At 64.3% G+C, this 12,158-nt stretch carries 13 protein-coding genes; 5 read left to right on the top strand and 8 right to left on the bottom strand.

All coding sequences use genetic code 11. The annotated features are described in order from the left end of the window. Window positions 1-206: 206 nt before the first annotated feature. The 4 genes from JQ558_RS23160 to JQ558_RS23145 form a co-directional block, all read right to left on the bottom strand. Window positions 207-950 (bottom strand): Crp/Fnr family transcriptional regulator, encoded by a 744-nt coding sequence (locus tag JQ558_RS23160; protein ID WP_212273889.1) that lies wholly within the window; start codon window positions 948-950, stop codon window positions 207-209. Window positions 951-1,031: 81 nt separating this feature from the next. Further along, entirely contained in the window at window positions 1,032-1,454 is a 423-nt protein-coding gene (locus tag JQ558_RS23155) for a DUF5413 family protein (RefSeq protein ID WP_212295314.1), read from the bottom strand. 111 nt (window positions 1,455-1,565) lie between these two features. Next, window positions 1,566-3,179, bottom strand: coding sequence for a hypothetical protein (locus JQ558_RS23150; protein WP_212295313.1), 1,614 nt, complete (start codon window positions 3,177-3,179; stop codon window positions 1,566-1,568). A 37-nt stretch (window positions 3,180-3,216) separates the two neighbouring features. Continuing rightward, the gene (locus JQ558_RS23145) at window positions 3,217-4,509 is read right to left on the bottom strand and encodes an adenylosuccinate synthase (protein ID WP_212295311.1); all 1,293 of its coding nucleotides are present in this window, start codon (window positions 4,507-4,509) and stop codon (window positions 3,217-3,219) included. A gap of 374 nt (window positions 4,510-4,883) precedes the next feature. Between JQ558_RS23145 and ybaK the strand changes: the two genes are divergently transcribed. Continuing rightward, a complete protein-coding gene (gene ybaK, locus JQ558_RS23140) occupies window positions 4,884-5,357 on the top strand; it encodes a Cys-tRNA(Pro) deacylase (protein ID WP_212295309.1) in 474 nt (157 codons plus the stop codon). Window positions 5,358-5,361: 4 nt separating this feature from the next. Here ybaK and JQ558_RS23135 read toward each other — a convergent pair whose 3' ends face one another. Genes JQ558_RS23135 through JQ558_RS37350 form a run of 4 tightly spaced genes read right to left on the bottom strand, consistent with a single transcriptional unit; the run spans window position 5,362 to window position 8,510 of the window. Continuing rightward, on the bottom strand, window positions 5,362-6,561 hold the full coding sequence (locus tag JQ558_RS23135; RefSeq protein ID WP_212273892.1) for an MFS transporter: 1,200 nt from the start codon (window positions 6,559-6,561) through the stop codon (window positions 5,362-5,364). 17 nt (window positions 6,562-6,578) lie between these two features. Continuing rightward, a complete protein-coding gene (locus JQ558_RS23130) occupies window positions 6,579-6,758 on the bottom strand; it encodes a hypothetical protein (protein ID WP_212207267.1) in 180 nt (59 codons plus the stop codon). Between the two features lie 16 nt (window positions 6,759-6,774). Next, window positions 6,775-7,380, bottom strand: coding sequence for an isochorismatase family protein (locus JQ558_RS23125; RefSeq protein ID WP_212207266.1), 606 nt, complete (start codon window positions 7,378-7,380; stop codon window positions 6,775-6,777). Further along, window positions 7,377-8,510 (bottom strand): GNAT family N-acetyltransferase, encoded by a 1,134-nt coding sequence (locus JQ558_RS37350; RefSeq protein WP_249142594.1) that lies wholly within the window; start codon window positions 8,508-8,510, stop codon window positions 7,377-7,379. The genes JQ558_RS23125 and JQ558_RS37350 overlap by 4 nt, the downstream gene beginning before the upstream one ends. Window positions 8,511-8,707: 197 nt before the next feature. Between JQ558_RS37350 and JQ558_RS23115 the strand changes: the two genes are divergently transcribed. The 4 genes from JQ558_RS23115 to JQ558_RS23100 all read left to right on the top strand — a co-directional run bounded on the left by JQ558_RS23115 (window position 8,708) and on the right by JQ558_RS23100 (window position 12,125). Then, window positions 8,708-9,757, top strand: a complete 1,050-nt coding sequence (locus JQ558_RS23115) for a LysR family transcriptional regulator (RefSeq protein ID WP_212207265.1) — start codon at window positions 8,708-8,710, stop codon at window positions 9,755-9,757. 9 nt (window positions 9,758-9,766) lie between these two features. Continuing rightward, window positions 9,767-10,159 carry a helix-turn-helix transcriptional regulator gene (locus JQ558_RS23110; RefSeq protein ID WP_212295307.1) on the top strand — a complete coding sequence of 131 codons (393 nt, stop codon included), beginning with the start codon at window positions 9,767-9,769 and terminating at the stop codon, window positions 10,157-10,159. Between the two features lie 162 nt (window positions 10,160-10,321). Beyond that, on the top strand, window positions 10,322-11,248 hold the full coding sequence (locus JQ558_RS23105; protein WP_212295306.1) for a DMT family transporter: 927 nt from the start codon (window positions 10,322-10,324) through the stop codon (window positions 11,246-11,248). 76 nt (window positions 11,249-11,324) lie between these two features. After that, window positions 11,325-12,125, top strand: a complete 801-nt coding sequence (locus JQ558_RS23100) for an MlaD family protein (RefSeq protein WP_212295304.1) — start codon at window positions 11,325-11,327, stop codon at window positions 12,123-12,125. Window positions 12,126-12,158: the final 33 nt, after the last annotated feature.

Here is a 12,158-nt window from a genome sequence, read left to right as displayed (position 1 = left end):
AGGTGCAATAGCAAGGCATGTGCCAGCGGCTCTGTCGCTGCGTGCGAAGCGGTGGGCGAGCGGTAGCCCCCTATGATTCCAGCATAAAATGTCTTTGGGGCGTGGCCTCTTTGCTCTGTCAGAAAATTTCCTACGGTGTTCCGATGCGGGGTCGCTGGGCAGCGGACCCGTCCAGATGACGTCGGACGCGCCGTCGCTGAAGAGCGCTAGTCGTCGTCGGCGGATGCTGCTGCTGTAAGCAGATCAAGACGCTGGATCACGAGCATGCCCCGCTTCTGCCGAAGCACGCCCTCTTTCTGCATCCGGTTGAGGCTGATGGTGACCCATTGCCGCGTCGCACCAATGAGATTCGCGATTTCGGCATGGGTAAAGGCGGCTGCGATCACGATGCCGCCGTCACTGGATTCTTCGTCAAAGCCATAGGTTTTGGCGAGATGCAGCAGGACCTGCGCCAGGCGTTGCGACAGCGAGCGCGTGCCGAGCATCTGCGCCAGCGAGGAATAGCAGCGCGCCTTGAAGCTGAGCGCCTCGATGATTTCGATCGCCAAATCCGGCACGTCGCGGGCCAGATCGCGCAAGCCTGCGCCCGGAAGATGCGTGACCGTGCTGTTCTTCGCCGCAACGGCGGACCAGACATGAACGCCGCCGTCAAAGATTTCGGGACCGCCGACGAAGTTGCCAGGCAACCAGTAGGCCAGGGTGATCTCCTTTCCCGAAGGCGCGGTGTAGTAGCTGCGAACAAGGCCGCTTTCGATGATCACGATACCATCGTGCACATCGCCCTGAAGGAACAATGTCTCGCCGCGCTGGTAGGATTGTTTCCTGCCATGGCGCTCGACGCGCTCGCGCGCCGCCGGCGGAAGGCGGCCGATCAGACTCTGTTGACGGGTGACCGCCTCGTCAGCCTCGGTGAGAAGAATGCCGGCGGTCTTATCCCCAATGTCTGACATTGCATCCCCTGGACCGAGGCCTTCGCTGGACCCGGAAACGGACGGCGACCGGTGCCCACGCCGACACGGTCCTGCCCTGGATTACGTCGAATGCACCGGCGCCTGTTCGTCGGCATATCTGTGCGCCAGCCACGACGACAGCACCGCGGGCACGCCGCCGACCAGTCCGTAAAGGATGAACTGAACAACGCCAGTGTCCGGGCCGCGCGAGCCGTAGAGCAGTTCCGTGACCGTGAACCCGATCACGCCCACGATGCCGATCCGCACCCACGGAGGGATGCGCCGCACGTGATACAGGATGTCGTCGATGGCGCCGATCATCAGCGCCGGCACGACGCCGAACAGATAGCTGTATTGCAGCGTCTTGACGAAAGTGCCGAAGAATTTCCCGACCTCCTTCCAATCGGTCTGGGCCCAGTAGCCGGAAGCCATCGTGATCGCGAACAGCATCAAGAGCCCGCCGACGAACGGGCCGATAGCTCCGAAGATCAGATAGCGTTTCATGGACCGTCCTCTTCCAATCGCGGGATCAGATGCGGTCTCAGTCTTACGATGATCTTGCGAAAAATTCGACAGGCTTGACGGAAGCGTTGCGAAACAATCCGCCGCCGCCCGCTACTCGCCCCAGGCCGCGAACGCCTCGTTGAACGCCCGCTCGCCCGGCGCGCCCTTTTCGATCGCGATGATGGCGCGGCGCTGGTTGACGTAGACCAGCGGCACGTCGAACCAGGAACGCTCCTTCAGGAGCTGCAGATTGCGGGCGCGGTCGGCGTCGACGTTGGAGAGGCCAACCAGGAAGAAGCCGTCGGTGACCTTCACGGCGAGCCCGGCCAGCGGCGTGCCGCGCGCCTGCTCGTTGGATTTCATCAAGATGCCCGGCACGTTGCCGACGCCGCCGCCGGAGAAATCCTGCGGCAGGATGAAGGTGAGCTCCGCGGTGTGGCTTGCGGGGAGCGAGGTGTCGGTGTTGCGGCGGAACGACATCGTCATCTTGAACTTGCGGTCGGGAATTTCGATGTCGGCGCGCACGCTGATGTCAGGCTTCTGGTTGCCGCTCGCCTTGATCGGTTCGGTACGCCAGATCACCGAGCCGACATATTGCTTGCCCTTGGGATCGGACGGGTCCTCGTCATACAGCACCACGCGCTGCGCCACCGGCGCCACCTGCTCCGACGACGGCTGGCCGACGCGATCGGGGATCTTCGGCTTCGACTGCGGCGCCGACGGATCCTTCGGCGCTTCGACGACCGGCGACGACTTGAACAGGCCAGAGACGATGGTCAGCGCCTGCTTGCCCCAGACGATACCGGCGCCGACCAAAATCAGCACGATGCCGACCGCGATCGCGCTCTTGAACGGGAAAGCCGCGCCGACCCGGCGTGGCTTTTTCGGCTCGCGGTCGCGATCCTGCGACAGCCGCGAACGCTGCGGCGGCGGCGGCATCGGGGAAGCCTGCGGCGAATAGCGGTCGGCCTCCTCGAGCGACTCCTCATAGGAATACGGCGCTTCCGGATCGGCGCCGCGGTTCTCCATGCTCGGCTCGAGCCGGTCGAACTCCGGCGAGGGCGAGGGCACGTTGGCGTAGGTCTTGCGCGCCGAGCGGTTGGCCTGGGCCGCGGCGCGGCCGAGATCGTCGGCGTCGGCGGCGATGTCGCGGAAGCCGCGCATGCCAGGGGGCTGCGGCATCTGCGGCGCTGAATTATCGGGACCGCGGCGTGCCGCGCCTGACCGTTCACGGGTCGGCGGCAGCGGCGGTTCCTGCCCCGGCGGCAGCTGCGGCGGGCGTGGTGGCGGCGGGGGTGGCGCATCGGGCCGCAGGTTGCGCGGCGGGCGCTGCTGGTCGCCGTCACCAGACGGCGGACGGGGTTCGCGCGCGGGCGGCGGCGAAGCCGGGCGCGGACGGGGTGGGTTGGCAGCTGGCGCGCCGGATTCCGGCGGGCGCGCATTGGCGCGGCGGAAGGCGTCGCCGCCACGCGCAGCCCCGGCGCCGCCGGGCCGCGAGGCGTCGCGGGCGCGCTGGGCGGCCTCGGACTCGACCTTGCGGACGGCCTCTTCCAGCGACAGCCGCTCCCGAGTGATTTCCGATTCGCTCAAAGGCGGCTGCACGCTGCGCAGCTGCGCGATCAGCGCCGAGCGGGCCCGCTCATAGAGCGCACGGCGGCTCTCGCCGGGAGCACTGGGGTCCAGTCCGGCAATGGCGCGGGCGATCAGCGGATAGTAGTCAGCCATAACGACTCAACAATGCGGACTTATGGGTAACAACTCGTTAAGCCTCGAACGGGTTTTGAACGAGAATAGTATCCTCGCGTTCCGGGCTGGTGGAAAGCAAGGCGATCGGACAGCCCACCAATTCCTCGACCCGGCGGACATATTTAATGGCCTGGGCCGGCAGATCCGCCCAGGAACGGGCATTGGCGGTCGGCTCCTTCCAGCCCTCGATGGTCTCGTAGATCGGCACCACCCGGGCCTGGGCGCCCTCGCCGGCCGGCAGATGGTCGATTTCCTTGCCGTCCAGCATGTAGCCGGTGCAGACCTCGATCGTGTCGAAGCCGTCGAGAATATCGAGCTTGGTCAAGGCGAGGCCGGTGATGCCGCAGGTTCTTGCGGCCTGCCTTACCAATACGGCGTCGAACCAGCCGCAACGCCGCGGCCGGCCGGTATTGGTGCCGAACTCGCGGCCCCGCTCGCCGATCTTGCGGCCGATCTCGTTGTCCAGTTCGGTCGGGAACGGGCCCTGGCCGACCCGCGTCGTATAGGCCTTGCAGATGCCGAGCACATAGCCGACCGCGCTCGGCCCCAGGCCGCTGCCGGTCGCGGCCTGCGCCGCCACCGTGTTGGACGAGGTGACATAGGGGTAGGTGCCGTGGTCGACGTCGAGCAGCGCGCCCTGCGCGCCCTCGAACAGGATGCGCTTGCCCTCGCGGCGCTTGAGATCGAGCAGCCGCCACACGGTCTCGGTGTAGGGCAACAATTGCGGCGCCAGCGCGGTGAGGTCCTTCAGGATGACGCCGCCGTCGAACTCCTCCAGCCCGAGGCCGCGGCGCAGCGCGTTGTGGTGCGCCAGCAGGCGGTCGATCTTGTGCGGCAGGGCGTCGAGGTCGGCCAGGTCCATCAGGCGGATGGCGCGGCGGCCGACCTTGTCCTCATAGGCCGGACCGATGCCGCGGCGGGTGGTGCCGATCGCGGTGCCGGCGTTGGATGATTCGCGCAAGGCGTCGAGCTCGCGGTGCAGCGGCAGGATCAGCGTGACGTTCTCCGCGATACGGAGATTTTCCGGGCTGATGGCGACGCCCTGGCCCTTCAGCCGGGTGACCTCGTCGAGAAAGGCCTGCGGATCGAACACCACGCCGTTGCCGATGACGCCCAGTTTCGATGGCCGCAGCACGCCCGACGGCAGCAGCGCCAGCTTGTACGTCTCGCCATTGATGACGAGCGTGTGGCCGGCATTGTGGCCGCCCTGGAAGCGCACGACGATGTCAGCCTGCTCCGACAACCAGTCGACGATCTTGCCCTTCCCCTCGTCACCCCATTGGGCGCCGACGACGACAACATTGGCCATTTCTAAGCGTTTCCCTGCGACTCACGTGGTTTCAGCATGACCTCCCCGGAAAACTACTGCCCGACTTTCCGGATCATGCTCTCCGGCATGGTTCAGGTTGAACCATGCCGTCGAATGTTTCTTTAGTTCGGGCATGATCTTCTCGGAAAACCGGTATCCACTTTTCCGGATCATGCCCGTAGCTTGCCCAGCCCAAATCACGGCCTTAAGGCCGTTCGCATGCGAGGCAGCTCAACCGGATAAAGGAAGCAGCCCGTCTAGGCAAGCAAGAAGCAAGCTTCGGGGGTCGTCAAAAAGGAGGACAACCCTTTGATATCCCCCAAAAATTTGTGGCGGCGCGAAGGCGGCGGCATGAACGCGGAGTAATCTGGCAAATGTCTAAAACCACTCCTGCGACAAAGGCGCTGGAAAAGCTCGGCGTGAAGTTTGTGCTGCACAGCTATGTCTATGATTCCAACGCCGACAGCATCGGCCTGCAGGCGGCCGAGGCGCTCGGCGTCGCGCCCTCCCGCATGCTGAAGACGCTGATGGCCGAGGTCGACGGCAAGCCGGTCTGCGTGGTGGTGCCGTCGGACGGCGAAGTCAGCATGAAGAAGCTCGCCTCTGCGTTCGGCGGCAAGGCCGCGAAGATGATGCGCCCGGCGGATGCCGAGCGGCTCACCGGCTATCATGTCGGCGGCATCTCGCCGTTCGGGCAGAAGAAGCGCGTGCCGGTCGCGATCGAGGCCGCCGCGCTCGGCCACGCGACCGTGTTCCTCAATGGCGGGCAGCGCGGATTGCAGGTCGAGCTCGATCCTGATGACGCGGTGCAGGCGCTCGGCGCGATCGCGCAGGCCCTGACGGTGTGAGGGTTCAAGACGCCGCGCGCAGTTTTGCTTTGGGGCTCGGCTGCGCGAAATCGCAGCGCTTTGCGACGACCAGGAACAACAGGACCAGCGGCACCATCGATGCCAGCAGCGCGGCGCTGGCGACCAGTGCTGCCGCCGGCGATCCCCAGGCGTCCTGCAGGCTTCCGGCGGCGGTGGGTCCGGCCGCCATCAGCACGTAGAAGCAGGTATAGAACAGGCCGAAGCCCATCGACCGGTCGGCCGGCTCCAGCACCCTGGCAGGCATCGACAGGATCGCACCCGACATCGGACCGATCGCGACGCCAAAAATCAGGCATGCGATCGTCGAATGAAAATTCTCCACGAACAGCATCAGCGCACAGGCCGCGATCAGGCTGCAGGCAATGATCGCGGTGATCGGCCGGCCGGCGCGGTGCACGAGATAGCCGCCGGCCGGAATGGCGAGAATGGTGAACCAGATCGACAGGCTCGTCAGCGACGCCGCAACCGTCGGCGAAGATCCCTGCGCCACCATCAACAGCGGTGCGTAGCTGAAGAACAAAACGCAGGCGAGATTCATCGCGCCCCAGATGGCGCCCGATATCACCACCGGCATCAGCGCCGCACGCGGAAGCCGTCCGCGGCCGGCGGCCTCCGCCTGGGCCAGCTGCGCCGCGCGCGGAATCATCGCAAACGCCAGCAGCACTGCCACCGAACAGATCGCGGCCGACAGCATCACCGCCTGCCAGCCGAGCGAATGGGCGATCCAGGTCTGGATCGGCAGCGCGATCATGGCGCCGAACGGCCAACTCATCTGCAGGAACGACATCGCCAGCACCATCTCGCGGGCGTCGAACCAGTCCGCCACCATCTTGGTCGCGACCAGACCCACGACCGTGCCCCCGACCCCGCCAACCGTGCGCGCCGCCAGCGCGAGGGCGAGATCGCCGGAATAACTCAATGCCAGGCCGGAAACCGCCATCAGCACCAGGCCCACGATCCCGAGCGTCTTTTCGCGGCCCCGGCTTCCGAGCAATCCGGCCGGGAACGCGACGAGGACGCCCGGCAGCATATAGGCGCCGAGCAGCATGCCGACTTCCGAATAGCCGATGCCGAGATCGGCCATCAGAAGATTGGCCGCCGACCCGATCGATTGAAACTGGAATCCGATGGCCGCGCGCGTCGCGAACAACACCGCAAGGATGATCCACCTGCGTCCGGGCATACGGATACTCCCGGGGTTCAATCGCTGCGTTCGCCGCTGAGCACGTTGGAGAACTCGGATAATTCGTCCTCGGAGACCTCGTGCAGCGAGAGGCGCAGCTGCATGATCGCAAGATCGACCAGATGGCCGGCAAAGGAGACGCCGCCCGAAACCAGCAAATTGCGCTGCTCTACCAGCACCGGAAGCACATTACGCAAACGACGCGCACTTAACTCATCCATAGCAATGCCCTTTGAGAGGTCGCTGCGACGTCGCGACCAGCCACTGGCCGGTGGTGGCGACGTCGGCGAAAAGTTCGATCGCCCTTGTGGCGAGCACATGCACGGCGGCGGCGTCGGTATTGGGCCGCGACCGGCTCACGGATGCATCGCTCAGGAAGGTGACGCTGTGCTCCCTGCGCGCGGCATCCATCGCCGTCGCAAGGCAGGTTTCCTCGGCGACGAGACCGGCAATGGCGAAGCTTCCGGCCTGCGAGACCACGCTTTCGAACAAATGATTGCTGTAGCAGGACGGTTGCTGGCGCTCGAACACCATGTCCGACCGCCGCGGCTCGAGACCGGAAATCCACGCCGACTGGCTCGAGCGTTCGAGTATGCCCGGGCCATCGCCCCGACCCTCGGCTTGCCGCGTGAACGCGATCGGTATGGCAAACTCGCGCGCATGCCGGATCGCGGCCAAGCAATTGTTCAGCGACCGCTGGATGTCTCGCGCGTTGTCCCTGGCCAATGCGGCGTAGTTTTTCTCCTGCAGGTCGACCATGATCAGCAGGCGGCCACGCGATGCGCCGACATAGGTTCGCAAATCAATGACCGAACTCATTGGACATCCGCCGCTTGGCAAATTCCCCGGCTGGTGGATTTTTCGAGGATGCCCGGTCTATCCCAGCGGCCTTCGGGACGAATCAGCACGTAGGGATCGTCGTTGAGGGTGATGCATTGCGGATGCTTCTCGGTCTCGAGTTTGACCTCGACATAGTCAAAGTCGGAAAACACGAACTTGCGGCCGGGCGAGCGCTTGAAGCCACGTTGCTGCCAGAAGCCGAGCAGCCGGGCCTGCGCATGCGCGTACAGCACGCGGTAGCCCTTCTTCCGGCACAGCTCGATGGCCGTGTCCACGATCTGGCCGGCCAGGCCGGCGTTGCGGCTTTCGTTGCGGACGGCCAGCCGTTCGAGCTTGGCGAAATCCGCAAAATAGCGGATCCGCATGCAGCCGACCGGCTCGCCATCCTTGTGGCAGATCAGATGGGTGGCGGAGAAATCATTGCCGTCGAATTCCTCTTCGAACGGGCAATGCTGTTCGCCCATGTAGACCGCTCCGCGGATCGCAATGACGCGCGCCATCTCGTCCATCGAGCGGACGACCTCGACGGTGACCGGCTCGGGCGGCATTGCCTTGACCCGCGGAAGATCCTTCGAGCGGTCGAACATCTGCAGATGCGGAACGAACAATTCCTCGTAACTTGCGCCCGGTTGGAAGCCGAGCGGCTCCAGCACCCGCAGGCCGCCCTTGGTGATGGGACGCGAATAGAGGTTGACGCCCTGGTAGAGCGGCGAGGAGATTTTCTGCAGCACCAGCGGGATCGCCGCCGCGAGCGTACCCTTGGCATGGATCGCCCAGACATAGATGCCGGCCGGACGCTCCGATTGCCGCGCGACGTAGCGCAGCTCGGGATCCTTGGTGTTGAGCCGGCCGTCGAGCAGCCGGCGCATGCCCTCATGGGTCAGCGGCAACACTGCAAGGAAGCCCTCGCCCTTGGGGTCGCCGATATCGAACCGGTCGCTTCGCGCGATTGCCCAGAAAATATCGGGGTTGTGGCGTGCCGCCGCCTGCAGGATTTCGTTCTTGGTTAATCCCGGTATGTCGGCGCGGGCCCTGTCAACCAGCGAGGCGATGCCGGCGGCCCCGACGGTGAAAATCACCGTGCGTCTGGCCACTTGAAGATTGGTCATTCTCTCGAGAGAATGGGCCGTGGACCGGCTGGCGGGAACCGACCGGCTGGCGCGAGCGTGCTCCCGGGCGGATTTTCTGATCAGATCGATGTCGAGCGCGTTCATTGATCGTCTCTTGATTGTGTAAGGCTTGGTTTTCTGCCAAGAATAGAAATATCGATCCCTTAAATTAGAAGGCGATAAACGAGGCGATTTGTATGCACTCAGGTGAGCGCAGGGGCGCGCACAACGGCGCGCACATGCCGGGACGAATGGCGAACTGGGATCTGGTGCGGATTTTCCTGGCGGTCGCCCGAACCGGGAGCTTCCGCGCCGCGGCTGCGCAGCTGAACATGTCCGCCAATTTCCTCAGCAAGCGAATTTCAGTCCTGGAGAATGCCTACAAGACGCCCCTGATGACCCGCCACGTCGACGGGATCAGGCTGACGCCGGAAGGCGAGGCGGTTCTGGACGCCGCCAAACGGATGGAAGAGGCGTCCTTCGGGCTCGACCGCGCGCTAAGCCGGGCGACGCCGGCGCTCACCGGAGAGGTCCGGCTTGCCGTGACCGAAGGGCTCGGCACTTTCTGGCTGGCGCCCCGGCTGGTCGAATTCCAGCGGGTCTATTCCGGCCTCTTGGTCGATCTGAAATGCGAGATGCGATCGGCGGACGTGCTCCGGCTCGAAGCCGATGTCGCGGTGCAACTCGAGGAGCCCGCCAATCCCAACCTGAAGCGGGTCAAGATCGGCCGGCTTCACATCATGCCGTTCGTCAGTCCATCCTATGTCGAAATCTACGGCATGCCGACGGACCTGAAGGACCTGCAGCAAAACCATCGCATGGTGATTCAGGACGCAGAGCAGACCAAAGGCAGGGAGATGTACGAACGGCATGCCGCACGCGAACAGCTCGGCTTTGTCGCGATGCGCAACAACGTCTCCAGCGCGCATGTCTGGGCCGTTTCAAAAGGCGCCGGCATCGGCTGGTTGCCGACCTACATACCGGCGATCGCCGGGCCCTTGATTCCGCTCGATCTCGGCGTCCAGTTTCCACTCGATATCTGGCTCACCTACCATCCCGATGCGAAGCGGATTCCACGCGTCAAGCAATTGATCGACTGGACCATCCAGGCGTTCGACGGCCGCAAATATCCGTGGTTTCGCGATGAGTTTGTCCATCCCAATGATTTGCAGAAAACCTACAAGGGTGAGCCGCTGGTGAATCTGTTCGCGGGTTTCATGAAAGAATCACGGTCAAAGATTGGCTGAGCGAGGCACATGAGCAAGTCGACCGACGGGCAAATCGATCAACTGGTGAAGGCGCGATGGCTCGCGCTCGGGCTTTCGCAGAACGATCTTGCGGAAGTACTCGCTGGCCAGCCGACGCCGAAAGCCAACAACGGGTCGGGCCGCGTTAGCGTCGGCCGCCTGATGCAGGTGGCGGACGCGCTCGGCGTCTCCCACGATCTGTTCGAGGGCCTGTCGCCGTCGACCAAGCCGCAAAAGCCGCAATCCGGTAACGCCAATGCCGATACCATGCAGGCGCTGCTCGAACTGCGCTTGCTGCGCGTGTTCCGCGAGCTGCAGGACAACAATACCAAGCGGATGCTGATCCAGCTCGCCGAACAGATCGTCAAGCGTCAGGCCGCAGGCCCCGACGAAGCGGGTTAACCGGAACGCCGCGCATCTCCCTCCGCGCATGGTCGCGATGCATCTGCCCCATTGATGAACCCGGCAAATCGGTGTCTGTGACACAGGCCGGGCGACCTTCTCCGGCCCGGCTTCCGTCGCCGGGCGGGCCGCGGCGTCATGAACCGGGCCTTGTCTTTGCGAATGTCTGCTTCCGAACCCAACGCGCCCGTGCAGCCCGCGACCTGGATCGCCAACCAGCCATATTTGTTGCTCAGCATCACCGCGCTGTGCTGGGCCGGCAACGCCATCGTCGGCCGCCTCGCCGCGGGGCATATCCCGCCGGTGACGCTGTCGTTCCTGCGCTGGTCGTTCGCGTTCCTCATCATTCTTCCCTTTGCCTGGAAACATCTGGTGCGCGACTGGGCCGCGATCCGCGGCCGCCTCGGCACTATGATCGTGCTCTCGATCACCGGCATCGGCGCCTTCAACACCCTGCAATATTGGGCGCTCGAACACACCCAGGCGCTGAACACGCTGCTGCTGCAGTCGGCGGCGCCGCTGATCGTCGCAGTGTGGTCGCTGGTCCTGTTCGGCGTGCGGCTGACACTGGACCAGGCCGGCGGGGTTCTGCTGTCGCTGGCCGGCGTGCTGGTGATCCTGCTGCACGGCGATCTCACCACGCTCGAGAACATCGAGTTCAACAAAGGCGACCTCATCTTCACCGTGGCGCTGGCGATCTTCGGGCTTTATTCGGTGCTGTCGCTGAAACGCCCCGCCATCCATGGCCTGTCGTTCGTCGCCTTCACCTTCGGCGCAGGTGCTGCGTGCCTGATCCCGCTGTTCATCTGGGAACTGTTCGCGCGGCCCCTGATGCGGATCGACACCGCCAACCTGTTGACGCTGTTTTATGTGGCGCTGTTTCCCTCGACGCTGGCCTATCTGTGCTTCAATCGCGGGGTGCAGCTGATCGGCGCCAACCGCGCCGCGCCCTTCTTCCACGTGGTGCCGGTGTTCGGAACCGTGATGTCGATCGCCTTCCTCGGCGAGCACCCGCAGCCGTTCCATTTCCTGGGGTTCGCGCTGGTCCTGACGGGGGTGTTTGTCGCGTCGCGAAAGCAGCCCAGCTAGCTTTGGACAGCCCGGTTGCGGTGACTTGCAGCGGCAAATCCGCTATCTACTGGGCCTGCTTCGCAGGATTTCGCTGATGGCGCGCGCCAGCAATCTGATGATCGGGACCTTGACCCTGGCGTTGATCGCCGGGTCGCTCGGCTCGTTCCTTGGCTATCAGAAATTCGCCGGCAATAAGCAGAAGACGCCGTTCCGGGTGATCTTCGAGGGCTCCGCTTCCGGCCTGCGCCAGGGCGGCAGCGTGAATTTCGCCGGCGTGCGGGTCGGCGAAGTGGTGTCGATGAAACTGGATAATCCCCGCCGCGTCGTCGTGCTCACCATGATCGACGGCAACACCCCGGTACGCCGGGACACCCAGGTTGGCCTCGAATTCCAGGGCCTGACCGGCATCGCCGCGATCTCCTTTACCGGCGGCACGGTCGATCCGCCGCCACTCGGCGCCGACGGCATTCCCGAACTGACCGCGGATCCGGAAGGACTGCTGGACATGCAGGCACGAATCCGCGTGGCGCTGCGCAACGTCGACAAGATCATCGCCGACAATGAAGTCGCGGTGAAAGACACGCTGAGCAATTTCGAAACGTTCACGGCCTCGCTGTCCGGCAGTGGCGAGCGGATCAGCAACATCATCGGCACCGCCGACGACGGCATCAACGCGGTCGACGGAGCGCTGACCAAGACCCGGGATTTCCTCGGCGGGCTCGGCAGCGACAAATATGGCGGCGACCTGTTGCCGACCGTGATTTCGATGCGCGAACTGATCGTAAGCTTCGACAAGAAGTCCGACACGGCGCTGAAAGAAGCCCGGAAAATGCTGATCGATCTCAGCCAGTCCATCAACAACAGCAAGTTTGCTGCGCCCCCCGCCAGACGATAGCGTCTTGCTCCGAAAATAACCAAGAACAGGGAC

The organism is Bradyrhizobium sp. AUGA SZCCT0160 (assembly GCF_018130105.1).
Lineage (GTDB): Bacteria > Pseudomonadota > Alphaproteobacteria > Rhizobiales > Xanthobacteraceae > Bradyrhizobium.
This window is presented reverse-complemented; position numbering and strand designations above follow the sequence as displayed.